The sequence below is a fragment of the Streptomyces roseicoloratus genome (assembly GCF_004117935.1).
Lineage (GTDB): Bacteria > Actinomycetota > Actinomycetes > Streptomycetales > Streptomycetaceae > Streptomyces > Streptomyces roseicoloratus.
On record NZ_SDOY01000167.1, the window covers coordinates 1 to 26277 of the forward strand.

Here is a 26277-nt window from a genome sequence, read left to right on the forward strand (position 1 = left end):
TTCGATCTGTATCGCCTGCCGGAGGAGCACGAGATGCTCCGGGAGTCGGTCCGTGCGCTGGCGGAGGCGAAGATCGCTCCGTTCGCGGCGGCGGTCGACGAGGAGGGCCGGTTCCCGCAGGAGGCGCTGGACGCGCTGGTCGCCAACGACCTGCACGCGGTGCACGTGCCCGAGAGCTACGGCGGCGCCGGCGCGGACGCGCTGGCGACGGTGATCGTGATCGAGGAGGTCGCGCGCGCCTGCGGCTCGTCCTCGCTGATCCCGGCCGTCAACAAGCTCGGTTCGCTGCCGGTGATCCTGTCGGGTTCGGAGGAGCTGAAGAAGAAGTACCTCGGCCCGCTGGCCAAGGGCGACGCGATGTTCTCCTACTGCCTGTCCGAGCCCGACGCGGGCTCCGACGCGGCCGGGATGAAGACCCGCGCGGTCCGCGACGGCGACTTCTGGGTCCTCAACGGCGTGAAGCGGTGGATCACCAACGCCGGCGTCTCCGAGTACTACACGGTGATGGCCGTCACCGACCCGGAGAAGCGGTCGAAGGGCATCAGCGCCTTCGTCGTGGAGAAGGGCGACGAGGGCGTCTCCTTCGGCGCGCCGGAGAAGAAGCTCGGCATCAAGGGCTCCCCGACCCGCGAGGTCTACCTCGACAACGTGCGCATCCCCGCCGACCGCATGATCGGCGCCGAGGGCACCGGCTTCGCCACCGCGATGAAGACCCTCGACCACACCCGCATCACCATCGCCGCCCAGGCCCTCGGCATCGCCCAGGGCGCCCTGGACTACGCCAAGGGCTACGTCACCGAGCGCAAGCAGTTCGGCAAGCCGATCGCCGACTTCCAGGGCGTGCAGTTCATGCTCGCCGACATGGCCATGAAGCTGGAGGCCGCCCGCCAGCTCACCTACGCCGCCGCCGCCAAGTCCGAGCGCGTGGACGGCGACCTGACCTTCTTCGGCGCCGCCGCCAAGTGCTTCGCATCCGACGTCGCCATGGAGGTCACCACCGACGCCGTCCAGCTCCTCGGCGGCTACGGCTACACCCGCGACTACCCCGTCGAGCGCATGATGCGCGACGCCAAGATCACCCAGATCTACGAAGGCACCAACCAGGTCCAGCGCATCGTCATGGCCCGCAACCTCCCGTAACCACCCGCCCGTTGAAAGGAGACAGGCCGTGACCCTGAAGATCGCTGTCTGTGTGAAGTACGTTCCCGACGCCACCGGCGACCGCGGTTTCGCCGACGACCTGACCACCGACCGCGAGGCCGTGGACGGCCTGCTGTCGGAGCTCGACGAGTACGGCGTGGAGCAGGCCCTGCGGATCGCCGAGGAGGCCGACGACGCCGAGGTCACCGTCATCACGGTCGGCCCGGACGACGCCAAGGACGCGCTGCGCAAGGCGCTGTCGATGGGCGCCGACAAGGCCGTCCACGTCAACGACGAGGACATCCACGGCACCGACGTCATCGGCACCTCCGCGATCCTCGCCAAGGCCCTGGAGAAGACCGGCTTCGACCTGGTCGTCTGCGGCATGGCGTCGACGGACGGCACCATGGGCGTGCTGCCCGCGCTGCTCGCCGAGCGGCTGAACCTGCCGCAGGTCACCCTGCTGTCCGAGGTGTCGGTCGAGGACGGCGTGGTGAAGGGCCGCCGTGACGGCGACGCCGCCAGCGAGCAGCTGGAGGCTCCGCTGCCGGCCGTCGTGTCGGTCACCGACCAGTCCGGCGAGGCCCGTTACCCCTCCTTCAAGGGGATCATGGCCGCGAAGAAGAAGCCGGTCGAGGAGCTGGACCTGGACGACCTCGGCATCGACGCCGACGAGGTCGGCCTCGGCGGCTCCTGGACCCTGGTCGAGTCGGCCGCGGCGCGCCCGGCCCGTACGCAGGGCACGATCGTCACGGACGAGGGCGACGGCGGCAAGCAGCTCGCCGCGTTCCTGTCCGAGCAGAAGTTCATCTGACCCACCGTCACCACCCCTCAGGAGCAAGGAATCATGGCTGAGATCCTGGTTCTCGTGGACCACGCCGACGGTGCGGTCCGCAAGCCGGCCCTCGAACTGCTCACCCTGGCCCGCCGGCTCGGCGAGCCCTCGGCGGTCGTCCTCGGCGCCGGCGAGGCCGCGGCCTCGATCGCGGCGAAGGCCGGCGAGTACGGCGCGGCCACCGTGTACGTCGCGGACGGCGCCGAGTTCGCCGAGCAGCTCGTCGTGCCGAAGGTCGACGCGCTCACCCAGATCGCCAAGGACAAGGGTGTCGCCGCCGTCCTGGTGACCTCGTCGGGCGAGGGCAAGGAGGTCGCGGCGCGCGTGGCGCTGCGCCTGGGCTCGGGTCTGATCACGGACGCGGTGGAGCTGGAGGCCGGCGAGAACGGCCCGGTCGCCACCCAGTCGGTGTTCGCCGCCTCGTACCAGGTGAAGTCCTCCGTGTCGCACGGCGTTCCGGTCATCACCGTCAAGCCGAACTCGGCGGCCCCGGAGGCGGCTCCGGCCGCGGGCGCGGTCGAGGACGTGGCGGTGGCCTTCACCGGCAACGCGGCCAAGGTCGTCTCGCGCACCGCGCGGGTCTCCACCGGCCGTCCCGAGCTGACCGAGTCGGCGATCGTGGTCTCGGGCGGCCGCGGTGTCGGCGCCGCCGAGGGCTTCGAGGTCGTCGAGAAGCTGGCCGACTCGCTCGGCGCGGCCGTCGGCGCCTCGCGCGCCGCGGTGGACGCGGGCTGGTACCCGCACTCCAACCAGGTGGGCCAGACCGGCAAGCAGGTCTCGCCGCAGCTGTACATCGCGGCGGGCATCTCCGGCGCGATCCAGCACCGGGCCGGCATGCAGACCTCGAAGACGATCGTGGCGGTCAACAAGGACCCGGAGGCCCCGATCTTCGACCTGGTGGACTACGGCGTGGTCGGCGACCTCTTCGAGGTGCTCCCGCAGCTGACGGACGAGATCGGCGCCCGCTGATCCGACCGGCCGGCGGTCGATCGGCACGAGAAGGGGCGGGTGGCACAGAGTGCCACCCGCCCCTTCGTCGTCCGCCCGTGCGGCGCGCTCAGAACCAGCCGTCGAGCGCGACCTCCTCGCAGAGCCGTACGACCGGCCTGCGGCCCGGCCCCGAGCCGTCGTGGAGGAGCCGGACGCGGACGCCGGGTCGCACCGCGTGCGGCGGTCCGTCGACCCGGCAGCGCACGACGAAACCCTCGGCCATGTGCACCGGCCAGAGGTCCGCCTGGGCCGCCGTGAAGGCGCGGCGTACGGAGATCACGCCCTCGCCGGCGCTGAGTTCGGGTGCCAGGTCGGTCGACCCGCAGGTGGGGCAGAGCAGGCGCTGGAAGGTGGTGGTGTGGCACCAGCGGCAGCGCTGGAAGTAGAGCTCGGGCTCGGTGGCCGACTCGTCGGCCAGGAGGGCGGCGGTGCCGTTCCGCAGGCCCGTGGATCCCGTGTGGAACACGATGACTTCTCCTTGCACTCGGCGGCTCAACCGTGCATGGAGCAAAGATATGGCACTGAGTGCCAGCAAATAAAGACCTGAGTTCCCTCATTTGACGATACTGAGACCCCTACGTGTCCCTGTCGTCCCTCCAGGCCCCTGACGCCCCGCCCCGCCGCCCGGGCATCCGCGGGCGCCCGCGGCGTCCGCGGTTGCCCGGGCCGGGTCGGCGACGAGTCGCCCCGCGGCGTCCGCGCCCTCCTCGGCCCTCAGCCCGGCTCGGGCCCGTCTCGGCCCCGCCTCAGCCCGGCTATGCCCGTCTCGGCCCGTCTCGGTTCGCCTCGGCCCGTCTCGGTCCGGCTCGGCCCGTCTCGGCCCGTCTCGGCCCGCCTCAGCCCTCGCCGAGGCTCGACTCGACCTCGCGCACCACGCGCCACATCGGCGTGGAGCGCTTGGTGATCACCACCACCACGTCGTCGTCGCTCTCCGCGGGCGCCGGCGCGTCCCCGCTCCAGGTCTCGCGGACGAACTCCAGGGCGCGGTCGACCTCCGCCAGGGGATCGCCCTCGCCGCCGGAGCGCAGCCAGTGGCGCAGCGCGTGGTTGTGGGCGGCGACGACCGCCGCGGCGACCACGTTGGCCCGCAGGGTGCCGTCGCGGCGGTCGGCGAAACGGGTGCGGAGATAGTCGCCGATGATCTTCTCGTAGCGCCAGACGACCGAGAGTTCGTAGGTCCGCAGCCCGGTCACCTCGCGGGTGAGGCGGTAGCGCTGGACGGAGAAGGTGGGGTTCTCGGCGTACATGCGCATGACGAGCCGGGTGGCGTCGCAGACGCGCACCAGCGGGTCGTCGGCGTCCGCGCTCGCCGCGAGGAACTCGGTCATGTCGGCGAGGCTCTGCTCGTGGTCGGGGAAGACCACGTCCTCCTTCGACGGGAAGTAGCGGAAGAAGGACCTCCGGCCGACCCCGGCCGTACGGACGATGTCGTCGACCGTCGTCTGCTCGTAGCCTCGCTCCAGGAAGAGCTCGAAGGCCGCCGCGACGAGGGAGTCGCGCATCGAGGGCTTGGCAGGGGTGGCGGGGCTGGTACTCATGCCCTCGAACCTAGCACTCGGATCCCTCTCGCGGCGGCACTTGGTGCCACGCCCCAGGTCAGCGGGCCGCCATCCGCAGCGCGCCGTCCATCCGGATGGTCTCGCCGTTGAGGTAGTCGTGCTCGGCGATCATGGTGACGAGGCGGGCGTACTCCTCGGGGCGGGCCAGCCGCTGCGGGAAGGTGACGCTCGCCGCGAGCCCGGCCCGCACGTCCTCGGAGAACCCGGCCATCATCGGGGTGTCCACGATGCCGGGCGCGACGGTGACCACGCGGATGCCGTACTGGGCGAGGTCGCGGGCCGCCGTGACCGTCATGCCGGCGACACCCGCCTTGGAGGCGGCGTACGCGATCTGCCCGACCTGGCCCTCGAAGGCGGCGATCGAGGCCGTGTTGACGACGAGTCCGCGCTGGCCGTGCTCGTCGGCCTCCCGCTTCGCGATGGCCTCGGCGGCGAGCCGCATCACGTTGAAGGTGCCGAGCAGGTTGACCTCCAGGACCGTCCGGAACAGCTCCAGGTCGTGCGGGCCCTTGCGGCCGAGGATCCGCGCGGAGGGCGCGATGCCCGCGCAGTTGACGGCGAGCCGCAGCTCGGCTCCGTCCTCCTCGATCCGTGCGAGCGCCGCCCGCACCTGCTCCTCGTCGGTGACGTCCGCGGCGAGCAGCGTGACCCCGTCGGCGGGCGCCTCGGCCCCGGCGACGGCCTTGTCGAGGTCCAGGCCGTAGACGGTGGCGCCGCGGGCGGCGAGCGCGGCCGCGGTGGCGGCGCCGAGCCCCGAGGCGGCACCGGTGACGAGCGCGGCGGATCCTGCGATGTCCATGAATCTCCTCGTACGAACCGGCGGCCCGCCTCCGGGCCGCCGTGCGTGTGTGCTCGCGCGCTGTGCGCGTCCTACGTCCATTCCCAGACCTTGGCCGTGTTCTTGCCGTCCTTGTCCTCCTCGTACTCGAACACCGCCGCGGTCCCGTTGAGCCGGCTGAAGTCCGCCGAGGCGGACTCGAAGAAGATCGCGCCGCGGTAGCTGATCCCGCCGGACTCGGTCATGCGGCCGGCTCCGGTGGCGTGCCAGGTGATGATGTCGCCGCCCTGGGTCATGCTGCAGCCCTGGCCGTCCCCGAAGAGGGTGCCGTCCGGCTGCATCACCGAGTCGTACGTGCCCATGTCCGTGACCGCCACGCCCAGCAGCGTGCCGGTCGCCTGGAAGGACGCCTCCACGTGCGGGTGACCGCCGTCGACCGACACCACCCGCATTCCTGTCGTCTGACCCTGCTCGTCACCGATCTGTTCGCCGAGCATGATGGGACTCCTCTCCGGAACCTGCGGATCGGGACCCCCCTTCCGGCGTACGCCCGGTGCTCCGCCCCGGCAACCGGAGCCGGTCAGGCGGTGAGCCCCCGCGCGATGACCAGCCGCTGGATCTGGTTCGTGCCCTCGAAGATCTGCATCACTTTGGCCTCGCGCATGTAGCGCTCGACCGGGAAGTCCCGCGTGTAGCCGTAGCCGCCGAGAACCTGGACCGCGTCCGTGGTGACCTTCATGGCCGTGTCGGTGGCGATCAGCTTGGCCGCGCTGGCCTGGCGGCTGAAGGGGCGGCCGAGGTCGCGGCGGCGGGCCGCGTCCAGGTAGGTGGCGCGGGCCGCGTCGACGGCGGCGGCCATGTCGGCGAGCAGGAAGCCGAGGCCCTGGTGGTCGATGATCTTCCGGCCGAAGGTGGTGCGCTCGTTGGCGTACGCCACGGCGGCGCTCAGCGCGGCCTGGGCGAGGCCGGTGGCGCAGGCGGCGATGCCGAGGCGGCCGCAGTCCAGCGCGCTGAAGGCGATCTGCAGGCCCTGGCCCTCCGCGCCGATGCGGCGGTCGGCCTCGACGAGGGCGCCGTCCCAGTGGGCGGAGGTGGTGGGCACGGCCTGGAGGCCCATCTTCCGCTCGGGCTTGCCGAAGCTCAGGCCTTCGGTCTCGCCGGGCGCGAGGAAGCAGGTGATGCCGTGGCTGCCGGGCGCGGTGCGGGCGAACAGGGCGTAGAAGCCGGCCTTGCCGCCGTGGGTGATCCAGGCCTTGTTGCCGGTGACGCGGTAGGCGGCGCCGTCCTCCGTGAGCTCCGCCTTGCAGGCGAGCGCGGCGGCGTCGGAGCCGGCCTGCGGCTCGGAGAGGCTGTAGCCGCCGACGAGCCGGCCCTCCAGCATGGCGGGAAGCCAGCGTTCCTTCTGCTCCGCGGTGCCGAAGGAGTGCAGCGGGTGGCAGGCCAGGGTGTGGACGCTGGTCGCGACGGCGACGGCGGCCCAGCGGGCGGCGAGCTCCTCGAGGACCTGGAGGTAGACCTCGTAGGGCTGGCCTCCGCCGCCGTACTCCTCGGGATACGCGAGGCCGAGCAGTCCGGCCTCGCCGAGGGTGCCGAAGAGGCCCTCCGGGTAGCTCTCGGCGGCCTCGTGCTCGTCGACCCGGGAGGCGAGCTCCTTGTCGGCGATCTCCCGGGTGAGGGCGATGAGGTCCGCTGCCTCGGGGGTGGGAAGCAGGCGGTCGACATCCATGGCGACTCCAACTGGCACAGACGATGCTGCGGCATCCGCAGATCTGCGAAACGGTACTGCGAGGGGTACGGCAGTACCGGTTAGCGTAGCGCAGAGGGGAGAACGCACAAGCCCCCGAACGGGTCGACCGGGCATACTGTTCGGGTGATCGAGACCTCCGCCGCCGCACCCCGCCTGACGGGCCGCGGCGCAGCCAGGCGTTCCGAGCTCTTCGAGGAACTCGTGGCGCTCCTGGTGGGCGAGGGCTTCGCCCAGCTCACCCTCGACGACCTCGCGGCCCGGCTGCGCTGCTCCAAGCGCACCCTCTACGGCCTGGCCGGCAGCAAGGAACAGCTGGTCAGAGCGGCCGTGGTGCACTTCTTCCGACGTGCCACGGCCCGCGTCGAGGCGGTGCTCGCCGCCGCGACCGGGCCCGCCGAGCGGCTCGCCGCCTATCTGCGCGCCGTCTCCGCCGAGCTGGCGCCGGTCTCACCGCAGTTCTTCGACGACGTGGCCGCGTTCGAGCCGGCCGCCGAGGTCTACGAACGCAACACCCGGGCCGCCGCCGGCCGGGTGCAGCAGCTGATCGAGGAAGGCGTGACGGCCGGCGTGTTCCGCGAGGTGCACGTCGCCTTCGCCGCCGACGTGATCGCCTCGGTCATGGTCCGCATCCAGCAGCGCCAGGTGGCCGCGGCGACCGGCCTGGCCGACGCCGCCGCGTACGAACAGCTCGCGGAACTGCTGCTGCACGGCCTGCAGAAGGCCCGCGTCCGCGAGGCCTGAGCCGACCCGGCGCACCCCGCGTCCGCACGCCCCGAACCCACCCGGCGCACCCCGCGTCCGCACGCCCCGAACCCACCCGGCGCACCCCGCGTCCGCACGCCCCGAGTCCTGCCGCGACGCCGAAAGGGCACCCCGGAAGTCCGGGGTGCCCTCGGGGCGCGTCGCGTGGTCTCGTCCGGGCGTGCTGCCCGGCCGGCCGTCTCGCGAGGTCGTGCGGTCGTGCCGTCGTGCCGTGTCAGGCCACCGAGCCGATGCGCCCCGTGGGTTCGCGGGGGACGTCGTGGTGGATCGGGGTGTGCGCGCCGGTCAGGGAGACGCCGCTGCCGCCGCGCCGGTTGGCGACGATCTCGGCGCCGATGGACAGGGCGGTCTCCTCCGGCGTACGGGCGCCGAGGTCGAGGCCGATCGGGGAACGCAGCCGGGCGAGTTCGAGTTCGGTGACGCCGACCTCGCGCAGGCGCTTGTTGCGGTCCTCGTGGGTGCGGCGGGAGCCCATCGCGCCGACGTAGGCGACGGGAAGCCTGAGGGCGATCTCCAGGAGCGGCACGTCGAACTTGGCGTCGTGGGTGAGGACGCACAGCACGGTGCGGGAGTCCACCTCCGTGGACTCCAGGTAGCGGTGGGGCCATTCGACGACGATCTCGTCGGCGTCGGGGAAGCGGAGCTTCGTCGCGAAGACCGGGCGGGCGTCGCAGACGGTGACGTGGTAGCCGAGGAACTTGCCGACCCTGACGAGGGCCGACGCGAAGTCGATGGCACCGAAGACGATCATGCGCGGGGCGGGTACGGAGGACTCGACGAGGAGGGTGACGGGCTGCCCGCAGCGGCTGCCGTCGGCGCCGATCCCGACGGTGCCGGTCCGTCCGGCGTCCAGCATCGCGCGGGCCTCGCCGGCGGCGGTGCGGTCCAGCTCGGGGTGGCCGCCGAGGCCGCCCTCGTACGAGCCGTCGGGGCGGACCAGGAGGGCCTGCCCCAGCAGGTCCTCGGGGCCGGAGACGATCCTGGCGAGGGCCGCCGCCTCGCCGGAGACCGCGGCGGCCAGCGCGGCCGGGAAGACCCCGCCGCGGACCGGGGTGACGAGGATGTCGATGATGCCGCCGCAGGTCAGACCGACCGCGAAGGCGTCCTCGTCGCTGTAGCCGAAGCTCTCCAGAACGGTCCGGCCGTCCTCGAGGGCCTGTTGGCAGAGTTCGTAGACGGCGCCCTCCACACAGCCGCCGGAGACGGACCCGATCGCCGTGCCGTCGCTGTCGACGGCCAGTGCGGCTCCCGGCTGCCGGGGCGCGCTGCCGCCGACGGCCACGACGGTGGCGACGGCGAACTCGCGTCCCTGCTCGACCCACCGGTGCAGCTCTTCGGCGATGTCCAGCATGGCGTTCTCCTTGGGGTGTCTGGTGTGGAGGGCGACGTCGGGCGTCAGCTGACGCCCAGCCAGCTCTCGATCGGGTGGATCGCGAAGTAGACGACGAAGACTCCGGTCAGCGCCCACATGAAGCCGCCGACCTCCCTCGCCTTGCCCTGCGCGGTCTTGATCACCGCGTAGGAGATGACGCCGGCCGCGACACCGGTGGTGATGGTGTACGTGAAGGGCATCAGGACCACGGTGAGGAACACCGGGATGGCCACGGAGCGGTCGCTCCAGTCCACGTGCTTGGCGTTCTGCATCATCATCGAGCCGATGACGACCAGGGCCGCGGCGGCGACCTCCTGCGGCACGATCGCGGTGAGCGGCGTGAAGAAGAGGGCCAGGGCGAAGAACCCGCCGGTGACCACGGAGGCCAGACCGGTGCGGGCGCCCTCGCCGACGCCGGTGGCGGACTCGACGAAGACCGTCTGGCCGGACGCGCCGCCGGCACCGCCGAGGACGCCGCCGGCGCCGTCGATGAACAGCGCCTTGGACAGGCCGGGCATGCGGCCCTTGTCGTCGGCGAGCTTGGCCTCGGTGCCGACGCCCAGGATGGTCGCCATGGCGTCGAAGAAGCCCGCGAGCACCAGGGTGAAGACGATCATGGTGATCGTGAGGTAGCCGACGTCGCCCCAGCCGCTGAAGGACACCTCGCCGAGGAGCGAGAAGTCCGGCGTGGAGACCGCGCTGCCGTCCAGCTCCGGCGGGCCGGAGAACCAGGACTTGGCCGGGATGTCGGCGACGGCGTTCAGGACGACCGCGACGATCGTGCCGACGACGATGCCGATGAGGATGGCGCCGGGGATGTTGCGGGCCTGCAGCGCGAAGATCAGCAGCAGGGTGACCGCGAAGATCAGGACGGGCCAGCCCATGAGCTCACCGGCCGGGCCGAGCGACACGGGGCCGCCGCCGGGCGCGGGGTTCTCGTGGACGAAGCCGGCCTTCACGAAGCCGATGATGGCGATGAAGAGACCGATGCCGATGGTGATCGCGTGCTTGAGCGCGAGCGGTATCGCGTTCATGATCATCTCGCGGAGGCCGGTGACCACCAGGAGACAGATCACGGCGCCGTACGCGACCGACATGCCCATGGCCTGCGGCCAGGTCATGACGGGCACGACCTGCGAGGCCATCACGCCGGAGACGCTGAGTCCCGCGGCGAGGGCCAGGGGGACCTTGCCCCAGAAACCCATGAGGAGGGTCGTGGCCGCCGCGGCCAGGGCCGTGGCGGTGATCAGCGCGGGCTGGCTGAGGACGTTGCCGTCGACATCCTTGCCGGAGAGGATCAGGGGGTTGAGCAGGAGAATGTACGCCATCGCCATGAAGGTGGTGACGCCGCCGCGGATCTCCGTCGCGACGGTGGATCCTCTCTCCGAGATGTGAAAGTACCGGTCGAGCCAAGACCTGCCGGCGGGGTTGCGCGAGCCGTTGCCCGCGTCCTCGGCCGTGGTCTTGGGCTCCACTGACGACTGGGTCATGGGGCCTACTCCCAAGGTTCAAAGGGGCACCCGCAGAAAGCGTTGGGGATTGCGGGATTTGGGATATCAAGTTGGCTGCACGACCCGGGGGACGGCCCGAGACGAACGGGTGAATCGGTACTGCGGCTACTGCTGTTCACTGCGGTACTGCCGTATGGAGTGCCGTACTGCGGTGGGGGTTTTCCCCGGACGGTGCGGGCGGGGAGGGAAGTGTGACGTTCCTGGGAGGCCCGCACCGTCCGGGGAGGTCTTACAGGGTGCCGGTCAGGTGCTCGGGGCGGACCGGCGTCTTGGTGAGCTCCAGGCCCGTCGCGTTCCGGATCGCCGCGAGGACGGCCGGGGTCGACGACAGGGTCGGGGCCTCACCGATGCCCCGCACGCCGTACGGCGCGTTGGGGTCGGCCAGCTCGAGGTAGTCGACCGGGATGGTCGGCGTGTCGAGGATGGTCGGGATCAGGTAGTCCGTGAAGGAGGGGTTGCGCACCTTCGCGGTCTTCGGGTCGACGATGATCTCCTCCATCACCGCCACGCCCAGGCCCTGGGTGGTGCCACCCTGGATCTGGCCGATGACGGAGAGCGGGTTGACCGCCTTGCCGACGTCCTGGGCGCAGGCCAGTTCGATGACCTTGACCAGGCCGAGCTCGGTGTCGACCTCCACCACCGCGCGGTGCGCGGCGAAGGCGTACTGGACGTGGCCGTTGCCCTGGCCGGTGACGAGGTCGAAGGCCTCCGTGGGGCGGTGCCGCCACTGCTCCTCGATCTCCACGGCCTCGTCCTCGAGGACGTCCGCGATGCTCGCGAGGACCTCGCCGCCGTCGGTGACGACCTTGCCGTCCTGCAGGAGCAGTTCGGCCGTGGCCCACGCCGGGTGGTAGGAGCCGAACTTGCGCCGGCCGATCTCCAGGACCTTCTCGCGGACGAGCTCGCAGGAGTTCTTGATGGCGCCGCCGGTCATGTACGTCTGGCGGCCCGCGGAGGTGGAACCGGCCGAGCCGACGTGCGTGTCCGCCGGGTGGATGGTCACCTGGGTGACGCCGAGCTCCGTACGGGCGATCTGGGCGTGGATGGTGACTCCGCCCTGGCCGACCTCCGCCGCGGCGGTGTGCACGGTGGCGACGGCCTCGCCGTTGATGACCTCCATGCGGATCCGGGCGGTGGAGTAGTCGTCGAAGCCCTCGGAGAAGCCGACGTTCTTGATGCCGACCGCGTAGCCGACGCCCCGCACCACGCCCTCACCGTGGGTGGTGTTGGACAGGCCGCCCGGCAGCGCGCGGACGTCCGCGCCCTCGCCGGCGGTCTCCCACTGGCGCTCCGGCGGCATCGGGCGGGCCTTGACCCGGCGCAGCAGCTCGGCGACCGGGGCCGGCGAGTCCACGACCTGGCCGGTCGGCATGAGCGTGCCCTGCTCCATGGCGTTGATCTGGCGGAACTCGACCGGGTCCATGCCCAGCTTGGCCGCCAGCTTGTCCATCTGCGCCTCGTAGGCGAAGCAGGCCTGGACCGCGCCGAAGCCGCGCATGGCGCCGCAGGGCGGGTTGTTGGTGTAGAGGCCGATCGCCTCGATGTCGACGTCGTCGATGACGTACGGGCCGACCGAGAGGGACGACGCGTTGCCGACGACCGAGACCGTGGAGGAGGCGTAGGCGCCGCCGTCCAGGACGATCTTGCACTTCATGTGCGTGATCTTGCCGTCCTTGGTGGCGCCGTGCTCGTAGTAGAGCTTGGCCGGGTGCCGGTGGACGTGCCCGAAGAAGGACTCGTAGCGGTTGTAGACCATCTTGACCGGCTTGCCCGTGCGCAGGGCGAGCACGGAGGCCATGATCTGCATCGAGATGTCCTCGCGGCCGCCGAAGGCGCCGCCGATGCCGGCCATGGTCATGCGGACCTTGTCCTCGGGCAGGCCGAGGCAGGGCGCGATCTGCTCGCGGTCCGCGTGCAGCCACTGGGTGGCCACGTAGAGGTCGATGCCGCCGTCCTCGGCGGGCACGGCGAGGCCGGACTCCGGGCCGAGGAAGGCCTGGTCCTGCATGCCGAAGGTGTACTCGCCCCTGACGATGACGTCGGCGCGCTTGGCGGCCTCGTCGGCGTTGCCGCGGATGATCGGCTGGCGGTGCACGATGTTCGGGTGCGGGACGTGCGAGGCGTGCCGGTCGGTGCGGCCCTCGTGGACGAGTACGGCGTCGGGAGCGGTCGCCGAGGCCTCGTCGGTGATGAGGGGCAGCTCGCGGTACTCGACCTTGATCTTCGCGGCGGCGCGGCGGGCGGTCTCCGGGTGGTCGGCGGCCACGAGGGCGACCGGCTCGCCGTGGTGGCGGACCTTGCCGTAGGCGAGCACCGGGGTGTCCCGGAACTCCAGGCCGTAGTTCTTCGCGGCCGGCAGGTCGTCCGCGGTCAGGACGGCGTAGACGCCCGACACGGCCAGCGCCTCGGAGGTGTCGATGGACACGATCTCGGCGTGGGCGACGGTGGACCGCAGGGCCTGGCCCCACAGCATCTCCTCGTGCCACATGTCCGAGGAGTAGGCGAACTCGCCGGTGACCTTGAGGGTGCCGTCCGGGCGGAGGGTGGAGGCGCCGACGCCGCCCTCGGTGTGCTTCTGGGTGACGTCCGTGGGCGTGCCCGCCGGTACGGCGCGTGTGTGCTGAGCCATCGTCAGACCGCCTCTCCCTGGCGCTCCTGGCGAGCGGCCGCCAGGCGGACCGCGTCGAGGATCTTCTCGTAACCGGTGCAGCGGCAGAGGTTGCCGGAGAGCGCCTCGCGGATGTCCGCGTCCGTCGGGGACGGGTTGCGCTCCAGCATCTCGTCGGCCGCGACCAGCAGACCGGGGGTGCAGAAGCCGCACTGCACGGCGCCGGCGTCGATGAACGCCTGCTGGATCGGGCTCAGTTCGACGCCCTCGCCGGTCTGCGAGTCCTGCGGCCTGGCCTCCCAGCGCTTGGCCTCGTCGAGCGAGGTGCCGCCGCAGGCTCCGGTGCCGCAGGAGCCGCCGTGGCCGTGCTCCTGGCGCTCCTTGGCGAACTCCGCCAGGCCCTCGACGGTGACGACCTCGCGGCCCTCGACCTGACCGGCGGCGACCAGACAGGAACACACCGGCACGCCGTCGAGACGGACCGTGCAGGAGCCGCACTCGCCCTGCTCGCAGGCGTTCTTGGAGCCGGGCAGGCCCAGGCGCTCACGCAGCACGTAGAGGAGGGACTCGCCTTCCCAGACGTCGTCGGCTTCCTGCGGACGACCGTTGACCGTGAAATTCACGCGCATGGTTATGCAGCTCCTTCAAGGGTGCGCCCGTTGCCGGCGCGGTACTGCTCCCAGGTCCAGCCGAGCGTGCGGCGGGCCATGATGCCCACGGCGTGCCGGCGGTACTTGGCGGTGCCTCGTACGTCGTCGATCGGGTTGCAGGCGCCGGACGCGAGGTCCGCGAACTGCTTGGCGATCGAGGGAGTGATGATCCTGCCGTTGTCCCAGAAGCCGCCCTCTTCGAGGGCCGCGTTCAGGAACTCCTCGGCCGCCGTGGCCCGCACGGGCGTGGGGGCGGCGGAGCCGATGCCGGTCCGTACGGTCCGGGTCTCCGGGTGGAGGGCCAGGCCGAAGGCGCAGACGGCGATGACCATCGCGTTGCGGGTGCCGACCTTGGAGTACTGCTGGGGGCCGTCCGCCTTCTTCACGTGGACGGTCTTGATGAGCTCGTCGGGCTCGAGCGCGTTGCGCTTCACGCCCTTGTAGAACTCGTCGATGGGAATGAGCCGGGTGCCGCGCACCGACTCGACCTCGACCTCGGCGCCCGCCGCGAGCAGCGCGGGGTGGGCGTCACCGGCCGGGGAGGCGGTGCCCAGGTTGCCGCCGACGCCGCCGCGGTTACGGATCTGCGGGGAGGCGACCGTGTGCGAGGCGAGGGCCAGACCGGGGAGCTCCTCACGGAGGTTCTCCATGATCTGCGAGTACGGGACCGAGGCGCCGAGGCGGACGCTCTCCTCGCCGACCTCCCACTCACGCAGCAGCTCGATACGGTTGAGGTCCAGGAGGTACTCGGGACGCCGGTGGTCGAAGTTGATCTCGACCATGATGTCGGTACCGCCTGCGATGGGCACGGCCGTGGGGTGCTCGGCCTTGGCGGCGAGCGCCTCCTCCCAGCTGGCGGGGCGAAGGAAGTCCATGGTGGCTCTCTTCTTGTGCTTCGGGTGATCGGGGGTCGTACGTACGGGCCATGGGGGACGGCCGGCCCTCGACGGACGATCTTCTTCATGTCCTGTTAACGCGGTGTGTGGCCTAGTACACAAGCCCCGCTCGCCGCTGTGCAGCCACCGAAACCATGAAGGAGTTGGCTGGCTGCCATGGTCGTCTTGTAGATTCGAACGAAAGGCGGGTAACGGCAACCTCTCCGTTTCCCCCTGGAAACGGTGGCACCAGGCCACCGACGACAACGAGACACTCATTTCCACCCACGACAAGGAACGGCGGCGACCTCATGCGGCTGCGCGCACTGCTGGAGAACGACGCGCTCGGGCTGCGCCTGCTCGGCGGCGAGGACGAGCTGGACCGCACCGTCCGCGGTGTGATGACGACGGACCTCAAGGACCCCAGTCGCTACCTGTCGGGCGGCGAGCTGGTCCTCACCGGCCTCGCCTGGCTGCACGGTCCGGGCGACGCCGAGCCCTTCGTCCGGATCCTCGCGAGCACCGGGGTGGCGGCCCTGGCCGTCGGCGAGGCCGAGCTGGGTGACATCCCGGACGACCTCGTAGAGGCGTGTTCTCGCCATCGGCTTCCCCTGTTCGCCGTCAACGAATCCGTTGCGTTCGCGACGATCACCGAGCACGTTGTTCGACAGGTCTCCGGCGAGCGGGCCGGCGACCTCGCCGCCGTCGTGGACCGCCACAGGCGCCTGATGACCTCGGGACCGGCCGGCGGCGGACCCGAGGTCGTCCTCGACCTCCTCGGCTCCGACCTGGACCTCCGGGCCTGGGTGCTGTCCCCCACCGGCCGCCGGATCGCCGGTGCCGGGGAGCCCCTGGAGCCCGGTCTCGCGGCCTCCCTGGCCGGTGAGCACCTGGCCGCCACCCGCACGGGCCGGCGCGGCCCGCACCGGGTCGGCGTCGCCGGGACCACGTACTCGCTGTTCCCGATCCGCAACACCGGCCGCGGCACCCCGCCGCCCTCCCGCGACGTGCGGGAGACCGTGCTGTCCGACTGGCTGCTCGCCGTCGAGGCGGACGCGGGCGACTGGCCGGCCGCCCGGCTCGACCTGCTCCAGGGCGTCACCCAGCTGATCGCCGTCGAGCGGGACCGCCGCGACGCCGCGCGGACCGTGCGCCGCAGGCTCGCCCAGGAGGTCCTCGAGCTGGTCCAGACGGGCGCCGCGCCCGCCGAGATCGCCGCCCGTCTCAGGGTCGCCGCGCCCGTCCTGCTGCCCGGCCTCGGCACCGCCCCGCACTGGCAGGTCGTCGTCGCCCGCGTCGAGTGGGAGCAGGAGCCCGGCCAGAACGGCGTCGACAGCGGTCCCGTCGCCCAGTCCCTCCTGGAGGAGATCCTGATCGACCCGGCCGCCGCCGGAGCCGACAGCGCCGACCGGATCGCCGTCGCCCACAGCGGCGACGAGGCCATCGCGCTGGTCCCGCTGGCCGCCAGCCCGCTGCCCGACAGCGAGGACGACCTGCCGCCCGTGGCGCTGGGGCTGCACGCCGACGCCCTGCTGGCCGCCGTCCGCGCGCCGCTCTCCGCCGGTCTCGCCGACGACGGCCGGCTGACCCTCGGCGTCAGCGCCGCCGTGCACTCCGCCGAGGGGCTGCGCGGCGCCCTGGAGGAGGCCCGGCACGCCCGTCGGGTGGCCGCCGCCCGCCCGGGCCGGGTCTGCGCCGCCGGCCACCACGAGCTCGCCTCGCACGTCCTGCTGCTGCCCTTCGTCCCGGACGACGTCCGGCGCGCCTTCACGGCCCGGCTCCTGGACCCGCTGCGGGACTACGATCGCCGGCACCGCGCGGAGCTCATCCCGACCCTGGAGGCCTTCCTCGACTGCGACGGCTCCTGGACGCGCTGCGCGACCCGCCTCCACCTGCACGTGAACACGCTGCGCTACCGGGTGGGCCGCATCGAACAGCTCACCGGCCGGGACCTGTCCCGCCTGGAGGACAAGCTGGACTTCTTCCTGGCGCTCCGGATGAGCTGAACGGGTGAAGACGATCCTCCGCTGACCCGATTCATCTCATCGGGTGATCAAGCGGGATGACGGGGCGGCAGGAAACTGCCGCCCCGTTGCCGTTCCCCACCACCACTCCCCCGTGATTCCGGGCCTTCCCGCTTTGTGAAAACTTTCACCCGACCCCTTGGCCGGTCCCCGGACTTCGTGCTGAGATGCCGTCCTACTCACAGCTCGATGGCGCGCTCGGGGAGGGCGATGTGGCGTATGGCCGGGGCACCCCACTGGAGACCGCGATCTGGAGGCTCCGCTCCCGCGGCTGCTGGACGGATGCCGCCGAACTCCTCGCACCCCGCGCGGCCGAACCGGCCGCGGCCCTGGAACGGGCGGCCCTGCTGATCGAGCGCTGCCTGTACACCGAACAGGGCTGGGCCGAGGCCGAGGAGGCGCTGCGCGCGGCCGAGGCGGTCGTCCAGACCGACGAGGAACGCGGGGCCGCCGCCTGCGAACGCGGCCATCTCGCCTACGCCTCCACGCTGTTGGGCTTCCGCGACCGCGCCGACGAGGCCCGTGCGGCGCTCGGCCGCGCGGCCGCCCTGATCGGGCCCGGGACACCGGGCCGCGCGCTCCTCGACTACCGCCGCGGGCTGCTCGCGCAGAACCTCGGCGACTCCCCGCAGGCCGCCCGGGCCGCCTACCGGCGCGCCCACGCCGGCGCGACCGCCCACGACGACGCGCTGCTGCTGTCCTCGACCTGGCGCCACCTCGCCGGACTCGCCCTGCGTGAAGGCGAGTTGGCGGAGGCACGGCACGGATTCGCCGAATCGCTGCGGATCCGCGAGGAGTTGGGCTACCTGGTGGGCACCGTCCCCGCCCTCGCCTCACTCGCCGAGGCCGAGACGGAACCCGAGGCGGGCCGCCTCCGCGCGGAGGCGAGCCGGCTGTTCCGCCTCCTGGGCGGCGTACCGACCTGGCTGACGGCGCAGTTGACGCCACGTCCGGCGATCTGATCACGGCGCGGGCGGCTCGTCCTGCCCACCCCGTGATCAGCCCGCGCGCTCCAGCCGGAGCACCGCCTCGTCGAGGCCGACCACCAGGGCGCCGTCCTCCGTGACCGCCACCGCGCGGACCGCCGGTCCCGGGCGGAAGGTCAGCCGGGCGTGCTGTTCGATCCGGTGGAGTTCGACCGTCCCGTCGGCCCAGGCCGCGGCCAGGACCGGTCCGTGCGGGGTCTCGGCGGCGGCCAGCGCGACCACCGGGGAGCGGCGTTCCGCCAGGGGCTCGGGGTCGGGGTCCCGGCCGGGCGTCCACCGCCGCACCGCTCCGTCGGTGCCGCCGCTGCAGACGAACGGCGTCACCGATTCGACGGCGGCCACCGCCGTGACCCGGCCGCTGTGCAGGGCCGCCTGGTGGAGGCCGGTGAGGCCGAAGGCGTGGACGGAGCCGAGCCGGTCACCGACCACGACCGAGCCGGAGATGGCCGCGAGCGCGGTGCCGGGATGGCGGGTGAGGGTGGCGGTGACCGCTTCGGTCAGCCGCTGGAGGTAGGGCGGCCGGGGCTGTCTGCCCCGTACGGTGTGCAGCCGGCCCCGCTCGTCGAGCAGCAGCACGGTCCCGTCGGGCGCCGGCGCGAGGGCGCCGACCCGTCCGGTGACCGGATGATCGAGGCGCCCGAGCGGGCGGGCGTCGTCCGCGGCGAGCAGCCGTACGGTGCCGCCGAGGTCCGCGACGAGGAGCGTCCCGCCCTGCGCGGCGAGCGCGGCGACGGGTCCGGGCCAGGGCGGGGCGACGTCCCCGGCGACCCGCGTCCACCCCACCCGCCAGGGCGCGGCCGCGGCGAGGTCCCGGAGGGCGGGCCGCAGCCGCGGGTCGGCACCGTCACCGAGGACGGCGAGCAGCCCGAGCGCCCGCTCGGCGGACCCGTGGGCCGCGCACAGCGCCTGCCCGGCGCGCAGCCAGGCGGTCCGCAGCCCGCCGTGGTCGTCGGCGGCGTCGCGGACGTAGCCGGTGGTGACGGCGACGGGATCGGCGGCGCAGACGGCGGCGGGGTCGGAGAGGTCGACGGCGCCGGGCGGACCCGGCGGCCCGCCGGCACCGGGCTGGTCGCCGTCCACCACGGTGACGCGGCCCTCGGTGAGGAGGGCGTGGCCCGGGGTTCCGGGGTCCGCCTCGACCACGAGGCGCACCCGGCCGAGCCGGGCCAGGTCCGCGATCAGCGCGGCGACGGCCTCCGGCTCGGCGGCGGCGTGCAGCGCCGGGAGGAGCAGCACGGTGCGGGCGGCGCGGCCGGTCTCGCTGGTGGCCAGGGCGCGGACGAGGTCGCCCGCGGAGCCGGCGACGACGCCCAGCCGGTCGGCGACGGCCCAGGCGGTGCCGAGGGCGGTGCGCCCGGTCAGCGGGACGAGCGCCCGGGCGGTACGGCGGCGCCCGGCGCCCCGGGGCTCGTGGGCGGCGAGCCAGTCCAGCAGCCCGGGGGCGCCGGTGACGAGGCAGAGGCGGGGGGCCTCGGGATCGGTGAGCCAGCCGAGCAGGGCCGCGGCCCCGGGGCGCTCCGCGCGGACGGACGGCATGGGCACCTCTCGGTCGGCGCGGTTTCGGACGGCGTACGGGCTGACGCCGTCGACCTTAGGGGGTGTCTTCCCGATCTTGCCAGCGTCGCGAGGTCCCCGGCCGCCGGACCGCCCCCGTCAGTCCTGCGCCCCGGTGAAGTGTTCCCGTACGAGTGAGGAGACGACGGGCAGGTCCTGGGCGATCAGTGCGTCCAGCAGGGCGGTGTGCTCCGCGGCGTCGGCGACCAGTTCGCCGTGGCGGGTGGCGGGCGCGCTGACCAGGGGCCACTGGGAGCGCCGGTGCAGGTCGTCGGCGATGTGGAGCAGCTGTTCGTTGCCCGCGAGGGCGAGGACGGCGCGGTGGAAGGCGCGGTCGGCCTCGGCGTAGTGGGCACGGTCGCCGCGCGCGGCGGCGGTGGAGGTGGCCTCGGCCAGCGGCCGGAGTCCGGCCCAGGTCTCGGCGGGGACGGTGCGGGCGAGACGGAGCATGACGGGGACCTCGATGAGGGCCCTGACCTCGGCGAGCTCGGCGAGTTCGCGGGGGGTGCGCTCGACGACGCGGAAACCGCGGTTGGGCACGACCTCGACGGCGCCCTCGGTGGCGAGCTGCTGCATGGCCTCGCGGACGGGAGTGGCCGAGACGCCGAAGCGTTCGCCGAGGGCGGGGCCGGAGTAGACCTCGCCGGGCACGAGCTCGCCGCTGACCAGGGCGGTGCGCAGGGCCCGGAGGATCTGGCCGCGCACGGAGTGGCGGCGGACGGTACGGGGCTCGCCGAGACCGGCCGCCAGGCCTCCGCCGGGTTCGGGGTCGTCGCGCTCGCCGTGGGTGCGGCTGCCGTGGGCGCGGTCGCCGCGCTCCATCGGGGTGCGGCTGCCGCGCTCGCCGTGGGTGTGTTCGCCGCGGGCCTGCTCGGGGACCCGTACGGCGCGGGCGCCGGCCGCCGGCCCGCCGTGGGCCGGGGCGCCGTGGGCCGGGGCGCCGTACACGCCCTCGCCGGGGGCCGGCTCGCGATGGGCCGGCTCGTCGTCCGAGGCCTTGCCGTACGCGCCCTCGCCGTACGCGCCCTCGCCGTACGCGCCCTCGCCGTACGCGCCCTCGCCGTACGCGCCGTCGCCGTACGCGCCGTCGCCGGAGGCCGGATCGCCGTGGGCCGGGGCGCCGTACGCCGCCGGAGCGGGTCGGCCGGTCGTCCGCCCGCGCGTGCTGCCCTGCTCCACCCGGGTCCTCCTGCGCCTTCGTGCCGGGCCCGGCTCGCGGCGCCGGGGTCCCCCGTGCACGATAGGCGGACGGCGTCGCAGTTCAAACACCGCAACGATCGGGTAAGGTAAGGCTAACCTGTTAACGATCGTGATTCGGTGGTCCCGCATGGCCCTGCCCGCTCTGCTGCCGTCGCCTCCCGCCTCGCCCGTCGCGGCCGCCTACGCCCGGCTCGCCGAGGTGTTCACCGGACTGCGCGTCGACGAGCGGGCCGGGCACGAGCGGCTGCCGCGCGGGACGGGCTGGGTGGCGTCGGACGAGCTGGGCGCCGGCGGGGACGGCACGGACGCCTTTCTCGCCTGGGACGACGCGCAGGTGCGGCGCGACTACGGGCGGGCGGCCCGCCCCGACGTGGTGGCGAGCTTCGCGCTGCACCGGTACGCCTGGCCGGCCTGTCTGCTGGTGACGCTGCCCTGGTTCCTGCACCGCCGGGTGCCCCGGCTGCCCGCGCGCAACGTGGCCTTCCAGCGGGCCCTCGGCCGGGTCGCGGTGCGGATCGAGGAGTTCGCGTGCCTGCCCGGGGACCCGGCGGCGGCACTGCCCGGCGCCCGCGTGGTGGCGGACGAGGAGGCGCTGCGGGCCGAGGTGCGGGACGCCCTCGCCGAGCACTTCGAGGAGGTCCTGGCCGGCATCGGGCCCCGGATGCGGCGCGGCCGGCGGGCGCTGTGGGGCATGGTGACCGACGAGATCGTCGAGGGGCTCTGGTACATCGCGGAGCTGCTCGGCGAGGAGGGCCGGGCGCTCGCGGAGCTGGAGCTGCTGCTGCCGGGGGCGACGAAGCCGTACGTGGGAGCCGCGGGCTTCCGGGAGCTGCCGGGCTCGGCGGAGGCGTGCGGCACGGCCCGCGTCACGCGCGACCGGGCCTCGTGCTGCTTCTTCTACACGCTCCGCCCCGAGGACACCTGCCTGACGTGTCCGCGCACCGCCGATCCGGAGCGGGTCCGCCGCCTCGCGGCCACCGCCTGACGCCCTTCCCCCGTTACGCCACCCGCAGGGGTGATGCGAATCGAACGCGACTTCCGCTCCCCGGGCGGGAGTTCGACCGAATCGCACCTATTCGTATGCCGTGCGACCCCGATGGCGTGCTCTTGTTCCGAAACCCCGTTCCGGCCCCGCCGGGTCGGCCAGTATGGGCGGCCGAATCGCCCTACTGCGAGGCAAAGGGACACCGCATGAGACTGACCGACATATCGCTGGACTGGCTGCTTCCGGGCGGCGTGATGGTGGCGGGGGTCCTGACGGCGGTGGCGGTGCTCGCGCGCGGGAAGCGCGCCGGTGACCAGGCCGCGGCCGAGGACTCCTGGGAGCGCAGCGAGGAACGCCGCAGACGCAAGGAGGCCGTCTACGGCACCGCCTCCTACGTCCTGCTCTTCTGCTGCGCCGCGGTCGCGGCGGCGCTCTCCTTCCACGGGCTCGTCGGCTTCGGCCGGCAGAACCTCAACCTCTCCGGAGGCTGGGAGTACCTGGTCCCGTTCGGCCTCGACGGCGCCGCGATGTTCTGTTCGGTGCTGGCCGTCCGCGAGGCGAGCCACGGCGACGCGGCCCTCGGCTCGCGCCTGCTGGTCTGGACGTTCGCGGGCGCGGCCGCCTGGTTCAACTGGGTGCACGCGCCGCGCGGCATGGGTCACGCGGGCGCCCCGCAGTTCTTCGCGGGCATGTCCCTGTCGGCGGCGGTGCTGTTCGACCGGGCGCTGAAGCAGACCCGGCGGGCGGCGCTGCGCGAGCAGGGCCTGATCCCGCGGCCGCTGCCGCAGATCCGCATGGTCCGCTGGCTGCGGGCGCCCCGGGAGACCTTCGGCGCCTGGTCGCTGATGCTCCTGGAGGGCGTACGCACCCTGGACGAAGCGGTCGACGAGGTCCGCGAGGACCGGCGGGAGAAGGAGCAGAACCGGATCCGCCGGCGCGAGCAGGCCAAGCTGGACCGGGCACGGCTCAAGGCGATAAACCGGCAGCACCGCGCGTTCGGGCGGAACGGCGGCCGGCAGGTCGACGTGGCGGCACTCGGTTCCGCCACCGGTACGGGCTCCGCGACGGGCACGGTGCAGGCCGCCGTCGCGGAGCCCGCCATAGCGGACCCCGGACAGCTGCCGCTTCGCCACCGGCCCTCCCTTCAGGCCGTCAGGGGCGCTGAGCCGCGTCCCGGCGAGTCCCGGACGGTCGACCTGACCGCCGAGGACGACACCCAGACGCTGCCGCGCCTGGACTCCCTGGAGCGCAAACTCGCCGACCTGGAGCAGCAGTTCGGCTGAGGCGCGCCCGCCCTCACGGTCCGGCGGGGCCGCTCCGACCAGGGCGTGTGTCGAAAGTCCCGCCTGCCCGGCGGGCAGACGACGCTTCTTTCGACACACGCCTAGCGGTCGGCCCCGTCGGCCAGTTCGAACCACACGACCTTGCCCACGCCGCGGTTCTCCACTCCCCAGGAGTCGGCGAGGGCCTGGACGAGGACGAGTCCCCGGCCGTGCGTACCGTCGTCGGCGTTCGGTACGCGCGGCCGGATCATGTCGGAGGCGAAGTCCCTGACCTCGACCCGCAGGTGCTCGGGGACGACGGTCGCCGTGACGACCGCCCCGCGGTCGGTGTGGATCAGCGCGTTGGTCACCAGTTCGCTGGTGAGGAGTTCGGCGACGTCACAGGCGCCGGTCCCTCCCCAGGAGCCCAGCAACTCCCGTAACGCGCGGCGCACTTCGGGAACCGCGGTGAGATCCGCGCTCCCCACCCTTCTGAGCAGTCGAGTCCGCTGCCTCGCCTCCCCGGCCATATCCCCCACCCCGTCGTCGGATCGAACAGGCTCACGGGGATGCATGCCCAGGCGCCCGGCCCGCATTCACGAACGGGCCGGGCGGACGTCACGGCCCGTCAGGGGCGGGGTACGTTGCGCAGGTTGGAGCGCGCCATCTGGAGCATCCGGCCGACGCCGCCGTCCAGCACGATCTTGCCCGCGGAGAGCGCGAAGCCGGTGACCATGTCGGCGCTGATCTTCGGCGGGATGGACAGCGCGTTGGGGTCGGTGACCACGTCGACGAGCGCCGGGCCCTTGTGCCGGAAGGCGTCCTTGAGGGCGCCGGCCAGGTGTTTGGGCTTCTCCACCCGGACGCCGAAGGCTCCGGCGGCGCGGGCGACGGCGGCGAAGTCGGGGTTCTTGTTGGTGGTGCCGTACGACGGGAGCCCGGCGACCAGCATCTCCAGCTCGACCATGCCGAGCGAGGAGTTGTCGAAGACGATCACCTTCACCGGCAGGTCGTACTGGACGAGGGTGAGGAAGTCGCCCATGAGCATGCTGAATCCGCCGTCACCGGACATCGACACGACCTGCCGTCCGCGGTCGGTGAACTGGGCACCGATGGCCTGCGGCAGGGCGTTCGCCATGGAGCCGTGGCTGAACGAGCCGATGATCCGGCGGCGCCCGTTGGGCGTGAGGTAGCGCGCGGCCCAGACGTTGCACATTCCGGTGTCGACGGTGAACACGGCGTCGTCGTCGGCGAGTTCGTCGAGGACCGACGCCACGTACTCGGGATGGATCGGGGTGCGCTTCTCGACCTTGCGGGTGTACGCCTTGACCACGCCCTCCAGGGCGTCGGCGTGCTTCTTCAGCATCCTGTCGAGGAAGCGCCGGTCGGTCTTGGCCCGCACCCGCGGGATGACGCAGCGCAGCGTCTCGCGGACGTCGCCCCATACCGCGAGGTCGAGCCGGGAACGCCGGCCGAGCCGCTCGGGCCGCACGTCGATCTGCGCGATCTTCACGTCGTCGGGGAGGAAGGCGTTGTACGGGAAGTCGGTGCCGAGCAGGATGAGCAGATCGCACTCGTGGGTGGCCTCGTAGGCGGCGCCGTAGCCGAGGAGCCCGCTCATGCCGACGTCGAACGGGTTGTCGTACTGGATCCATTCCTTGCCGCGGAGCGCGTGTCCGACGGGTGACTTGACCCGTTCGGCGAACTGCATGACCTCGGGATGCGCGCCCGCGGTGCCGCTGCCGCAGAACAGCGTCACCCGGTCGGCGGAGTCGATCAGCCGCACGAGGGCGTCGATCTCGGCGTCGCCCGGCCGGACGGTGGGCCGTGAGGTGACGAGCGCGGTCTCGACCGTCTTCTCGGGCGCGGGCCGGCCGGCGATGTCGCCCGGCAGCGACACGACGCTGACGCCGCCCTGACCGACGGCGTGCTGGATCGCGGTCTGCAGCAGCCGGGGCATCTGCTGCGGGTTGGAGATCAGCTCGCTGTAGTGGCTGCATTCGCGGAACAGCCGGTCGGGGTGGGTCTCCTGGAAGTAGCCGAGGCCGATCTCGCCGGACGGAATGTGCGAGGCGAGGGCCAGTACCGGCGCCATCGAGCGGTGAGCGTCGTACAGCCCGTTGATCAGATGGAGGTTGCCCGGGCCGCAGGAGCCGGCGCAGGCGGCGAGCCGGCCGGTGATCTGGGCCTCGGCGCCGGCGGCGAAGGCCGCGGTCTCCTCGTGCCGCACCTGGACCCAGTCGATGCCGGAGGTGCGCCGGATGGCGTCGACGACGGGGTTCAGACTGTCGCCGACCACTCCGTAGAGGCGCTGGACGCCCGCCCGGACGAGGATGTCGACGAATTGTTCCGCCACGTTCTGTTTGGCCATGCGTCCATCAACCCATGAGCCGCGGGGTTACGCCTCCCAGACCGCCACCCCCGTACGGTCGTCGGCGTAACCGGTGACGCGCAGCTGGGTGTCGGCGAGGAAGGCGGCGAGGCCGGGCGGTTCGGCGCCGGCCCAGCGGGCGGCCAGCTCGCGGGCCAGGGACGGTTCGCCGCGCATGGGTTCGGCGAGGCCGTGCGAGGCAAGCAGCAGGGTGTCACCGGGACGGGCGACGGAGGCCCGGAAGCGGAAGGGCTCGGCGGGCGGGGGCGGCGGGTCCTCGACGTACGGCCGGTTCGGCGGCTCGGCCACGCCGAGCCGCATGGTGAGCCGGTCGCCGTCGTCGCCCGTCCCGGGCACCTCGGCCGGATCCGGTGCGGTCGCGGGCCGCTGCCGTGGCGGCGAGCCGAAGCCGACGACGGGCCCGCCGACGGTGGTGGCGGGATCGGGCAGAAGCGGTTCGATGTCCTGCCAGGCGCCGTCCCGGAGCCGGAACAGCCCGCCGGCGCCGATGCCGAAGAACACCCGGGTGCGGCAGTCGGGGTCCGCGGTGAGCAGCAGGCAGCGCAGTCCCGCGGTGTACTCCTCGGGGTCGAGGCCGCGTTCGGCGGCACGGGCGCGGAGCTTGCCGTACGTGCGGTCGGTGAGCCGGTGGAGGCCGGACTTGAGGTCTCCTCGGCGGGCGGCCCGGATGTCCTCGGAGAGCCGGGAGTGGCTGCGGCCGACGGACTCGGCGATCCAGCGGCAGACGTCGGCGGCGGCGAGGTGGGTGTGCTCGGAGTCGCGCCGTCCGGCGGCGACGGCGACGAGCACGAGGGCGGCTTCGTCCTGGCCGAAGCGGGCGGTGAGCAGGGCGTCGCGGCGGGGCTCGCCGCGGAACCGGGCGGAGTCGCCGCGGACGGAGGCGGCGCGCAGGGTGTAGGCGCCGTAGCGGGCGCCGTCGAGGACGGTGTCGGCGACGAGCGCGTCGAGCTCGTCGGGCCGGGCGGCGGGCAGCGCGGTGGGCTCGGCCTCGTACGTGGGCGGTCGCGAGCCGACGTGCTCGGTGCGGGGCCGCGGCGCGGGCACCTG

At 73.0% G+C, this 26277-nt stretch carries 23 protein-coding genes; 8 read left to right on the plus strand and 15 right to left on the minus strand.

The features are described from left to right. From ESG85_RS29415 to ESG85_RS29425, 3 genes are all read left to right on the plus strand, one after another. On the plus strand, positions 1-1140 hold a 1140-nt coding region (locus ESG85_RS29415), incomplete at its 5' end, for an acyl-CoA dehydrogenase family protein (RefSeq protein ID WP_246095371.1). A 28-nt stretch (positions 1141-1168) separates the two neighbouring features. Then, a complete protein-coding gene (locus ESG85_RS29420; RefSeq protein ID WP_128984225.1) occupies positions 1169-1954 on the plus strand; it encodes an electron transfer flavoprotein subunit beta/FixA family protein in 786 nt (261 codons plus the stop codon). A gap of 33 nt (positions 1955-1987) precedes the next feature. Continuing rightward, positions 1988-2944: an electron transfer flavoprotein subunit alpha/FixB family protein gene (locus ESG85_RS29425; RefSeq protein ID WP_128984226.1), complete on the plus strand. Its 957-nt coding sequence runs from the start codon at positions 1988-1990 to the stop codon at positions 2942-2944. Between the two features lie 88 nt (positions 2945-3032). Here ESG85_RS29425 and ESG85_RS29430 read toward each other — a convergent pair whose 3' ends face one another. From ESG85_RS29430 to ESG85_RS29450, 5 genes are all read right to left on the minus strand, one after another. Then, positions 3033-3431 (minus strand): Zn-ribbon domain-containing OB-fold protein, encoded by a 399-nt coding sequence (locus tag ESG85_RS29430; RefSeq protein ID WP_128984227.1) that lies wholly within the window; start codon positions 3429-3431, stop codon positions 3033-3035. Positions 3432-3801: 370 nt separating this feature from the next. Further along, positions 3802-4503, minus strand: coding sequence for a TetR/AcrR family transcriptional regulator (locus ESG85_RS29435; RefSeq protein ID WP_128984228.1), 702 nt, complete (start codon positions 4501-4503; stop codon positions 3802-3804). A gap of 58 nt (positions 4504-4561) precedes the next feature. Then, entirely contained in the window at positions 4562-5323 is a 762-nt protein-coding gene (locus ESG85_RS29440; protein WP_128984229.1) for an SDR family NAD(P)-dependent oxidoreductase, read from the minus strand. Between the two features lie 71 nt (positions 5324-5394). Continuing rightward, complete coding sequence (locus ESG85_RS29445; protein WP_128984230.1) at positions 5395-5799, minus strand: hypothetical protein; 405 nt, start codon at positions 5797-5799, stop codon at positions 5395-5397. 83 nt (positions 5800-5882) lie between these two features. Further along, on the minus strand, positions 5883-7028 hold the full coding sequence (locus tag ESG85_RS29450) for an acyl-CoA dehydrogenase family protein (protein WP_128984231.1): 1146 nt from the start codon (positions 7026-7028) through the stop codon (positions 5883-5885). Between the two features lie 144 nt (positions 7029-7172). Between ESG85_RS29450 and ESG85_RS29455 the strand changes: the two genes are divergently transcribed. Then, positions 7173-7790, plus strand: coding sequence for a TetR/AcrR family transcriptional regulator (locus ESG85_RS29455; protein ID WP_128984232.1), 618 nt, complete (start codon positions 7173-7175; stop codon positions 7788-7790). Between the two features lie 235 nt (positions 7791-8025). Here the strand turns inward: ESG85_RS29455 and ESG85_RS29460 are convergent, their stop codons facing one another. The 5 genes from ESG85_RS29460 to ESG85_RS29480 form a co-directional block, all read right to left on the minus strand. Further along, positions 8026-9162: an XdhC family protein gene (locus ESG85_RS29460; RefSeq protein ID WP_128984233.1), complete on the minus strand. Its 1137-nt coding sequence runs from the start codon at positions 9160-9162 to the stop codon at positions 8026-8028. Between the two features lie 44 nt (positions 9163-9206). Further along, positions 9207-10673 (minus strand): NCS2 family permease, encoded by a 1467-nt coding sequence (locus ESG85_RS29465; protein ID WP_128984234.1) that lies wholly within the window; start codon positions 10671-10673, stop codon positions 9207-9209. 250 nt (positions 10674-10923) lie between these two features. Continuing rightward, the gene (locus ESG85_RS29470) at positions 10924-13323 is read right to left on the minus strand and encodes a xanthine dehydrogenase family protein molybdopterin-binding subunit (RefSeq protein WP_128984235.1); all 2400 of its coding nucleotides are present in this window, start codon (positions 13321-13323) and stop codon (positions 10924-10926) included. A gap of 2 nt (positions 13324-13325) precedes the next feature. Then, the gene (locus ESG85_RS29475; protein ID WP_128984236.1) at positions 13326-13931 is read right to left on the minus strand and encodes a (2Fe-2S)-binding protein; all 606 of its coding nucleotides are present in this window, start codon (positions 13929-13931) and stop codon (positions 13326-13328) included. 2 nt (positions 13932-13933) lie between these two features. Then, a complete protein-coding gene (locus ESG85_RS29480; protein ID WP_128984237.1) occupies positions 13934-14827 on the minus strand; it encodes an FAD binding domain-containing protein in 894 nt (297 codons plus the stop codon). Positions 14828-15138: 311 nt separating this feature from the next. Between ESG85_RS29480 and ESG85_RS29485 the strand changes: the two genes are divergently transcribed. Beyond that, positions 15139-16833: a PucR family transcriptional regulator gene (locus tag ESG85_RS29485; RefSeq protein ID WP_128984238.1), complete on the plus strand. Its 1695-nt coding sequence runs from the start codon at positions 15139-15141 to the stop codon at positions 16831-16833. A gap of 185 nt (positions 16834-17018) precedes the next feature. Then, positions 17019-17813: a hypothetical protein gene (locus ESG85_RS29490; protein WP_246095373.1), complete on the plus strand. Its 795-nt coding sequence runs from the start codon at positions 17019-17021 to the stop codon at positions 17811-17813. A gap of 36 nt (positions 17814-17849) precedes the next feature. Here the strand turns inward: ESG85_RS29490 and ESG85_RS29495 are convergent, their stop codons facing one another. Both ESG85_RS29495 and ESG85_RS29500 read right to left on the minus strand, forming a co-directional pair. Continuing rightward, on the minus strand, positions 17850-19373 hold the full coding sequence (locus ESG85_RS29495; RefSeq protein ID WP_128984240.1) for a WD40 repeat domain-containing protein: 1524 nt from the start codon (positions 19371-19373) through the stop codon (positions 17850-17852). Positions 19374-19490: 117 nt separating this feature from the next. Next, complete coding sequence (locus ESG85_RS29500) at positions 19491-20339, minus strand: GntR family transcriptional regulator (protein WP_425471293.1); 849 nt, start codon at positions 20337-20339, stop codon at positions 19491-19493. Positions 20340-20718: 379 nt separating this feature from the next. Here ESG85_RS29500 and ESG85_RS29510 point away from each other — a divergent pair, with 379 nt between their 5' ends. Then, positions 20719-21576, plus strand: coding sequence for a (2Fe-2S)-binding protein (locus tag ESG85_RS29510; RefSeq protein ID WP_128984241.1), 858 nt, complete (start codon positions 20719-20721; stop codon positions 21574-21576). 206 nt (positions 21577-21782) lie between these two features. Beyond that, on the plus strand, positions 21783-22859 hold the full coding sequence (locus ESG85_RS29515) for a DUF2637 domain-containing protein (RefSeq protein WP_128984242.1): 1077 nt from the start codon (positions 21783-21785) through the stop codon (positions 22857-22859). A gap of 101 nt (positions 22860-22960) precedes the next feature. On the opposite strand, the gene ESG85_RS29520 is transcribed toward ESG85_RS29515, so the two are convergent. The 3 genes from ESG85_RS29520 to ESG85_RS29530 all read right to left on the minus strand — a co-directional run. Beyond that, positions 22961-23434 carry an ATP-binding protein gene (locus ESG85_RS29520; protein WP_128984243.1) on the minus strand — a complete coding sequence of 158 codons (474 nt, stop codon included), beginning with the start codon at positions 23432-23434 and terminating at the stop codon, positions 22961-22963. A gap of 32 nt (positions 23435-23466) precedes the next feature. Next, complete coding sequence (locus ESG85_RS29525) at positions 23467-25209, minus strand: pyruvate dehydrogenase (RefSeq protein ID WP_128984244.1); 1743 nt, start codon at positions 25207-25209, stop codon at positions 23467-23469. 27 nt (positions 25210-25236) lie between these two features. Next, positions 25237-26277 (minus strand): protein phosphatase 2C domain-containing protein (locus tag ESG85_RS29530; protein WP_128984245.1); only part of this gene is annotated, 1041 nt, incomplete at its 5' end.

What these genes read in the sequence shown, in the direction of transcription:
- ESG85_RS29515 (WP_128984242.1), top strand. Translation starts at nt 21,783, where the DNA reads ATGAGACTGACCGACATATCGCTGGACTGGCTGCTTCCGGGCGGCGTG.
- ESG85_RS29475 (WP_128984236.1), bottom strand. Translation starts at nt 13,931, where the DNA reads ATGCGCGTGAATTTCACGGTCAACGGTCGTCCGCAGGAAGCCGACGAC.
- ESG85_RS29465 (WP_128984234.1), bottom strand. Translation starts at nt 10,673, where the DNA reads ATGACCCAGTCGTCAGTGGAGCCCAAGACCACGGCCGAGGACGCGGGC.
- ESG85_RS29440 (WP_128984229.1), bottom strand. Translation starts at nt 5,323, where the DNA reads ATGGACATCGCAGGATCCGCCGCGCTCGTCACCGGTGCCGCCTCGGGG.
- ESG85_RS29425 (WP_128984226.1), top strand. Translation starts at nt 1,988, where the DNA reads ATGGCTGAGATCCTGGTTCTCGTGGACCACGCCGACGGTGCGGTCCGC.
- ESG85_RS29495 (WP_128984240.1), bottom strand. Translation starts at nt 19,373, where the DNA reads ATGCCGTCCGTCCGCGCGGAGCGCCCCGGGGCCGCGGCCCTGCTCGGC.
- ESG85_RS29520 (WP_128984243.1), bottom strand. Translation starts at nt 23,434, where the DNA reads ATGCGGGCCGGGCGCCTGGGCATGCATCCCCGTGAGCCTGTTCGATCC.
- ESG85_RS29450 (WP_128984231.1), bottom strand. Translation starts at nt 7,028, where the DNA reads ATGGATGTCGACCGCCTGCTTCCCACCCCCGAGGCAGCGGACCTCATC.
- ESG85_RS29525 (WP_128984244.1), bottom strand. Translation starts at nt 25,209, where the DNA reads ATGGCCAAACAGAACGTGGCGGAACAATTCGTCGACATCCTCGTCCGG.
- ESG85_RS29435 (WP_128984228.1), bottom strand. Translation starts at nt 4,503, where the DNA reads ATGAGTACCAGCCCCGCCACCCCTGCCAAGCCCTCGATGCGCGACTCC.
- ESG85_RS29445 (WP_128984230.1), bottom strand. Translation starts at nt 5,799, where the DNA reads ATGCTCGGCGAACAGATCGGTGACGAGCAGGGTCAGACGACAGGAATG.
- ESG85_RS29460 (WP_128984233.1), bottom strand. Translation starts at nt 9,162, where the DNA reads ATGCTGGACATCGCCGAAGAGCTGCACCGGTGGGTCGAGCAGGGACGC.
- ESG85_RS29510 (WP_128984241.1), top strand. Translation starts at nt 20,719, where the DNA reads ATGGCCCTGCCCGCTCTGCTGCCGTCGCCTCCCGCCTCGCCCGTCGCG.
- ESG85_RS29470 (WP_128984235.1), bottom strand. Translation starts at nt 13,323, where the DNA reads ATGGCTCAGCACACACGCGCCGTACCGGCGGGCACGCCCACGGACGTC.
- ESG85_RS29480 (WP_128984237.1), bottom strand. Translation starts at nt 14,827, where the DNA reads ATGGACTTCCTTCGCCCCGCCAGCTGGGAGGAGGCGCTCGCCGCCAAG.
- ESG85_RS29485 (WP_128984238.1), top strand. Translation starts at nt 15,139, where the DNA reads ATGCGGCTGCGCGCACTGCTGGAGAACGACGCGCTCGGGCTGCGCCTG.
- ESG85_RS29490 (WP_246095373.1), top strand. Translation starts at nt 17,019, where the DNA reads ATGCCGTCCTACTCACAGCTCGATGGCGCGCTCGGGGAGGGCGATGTG.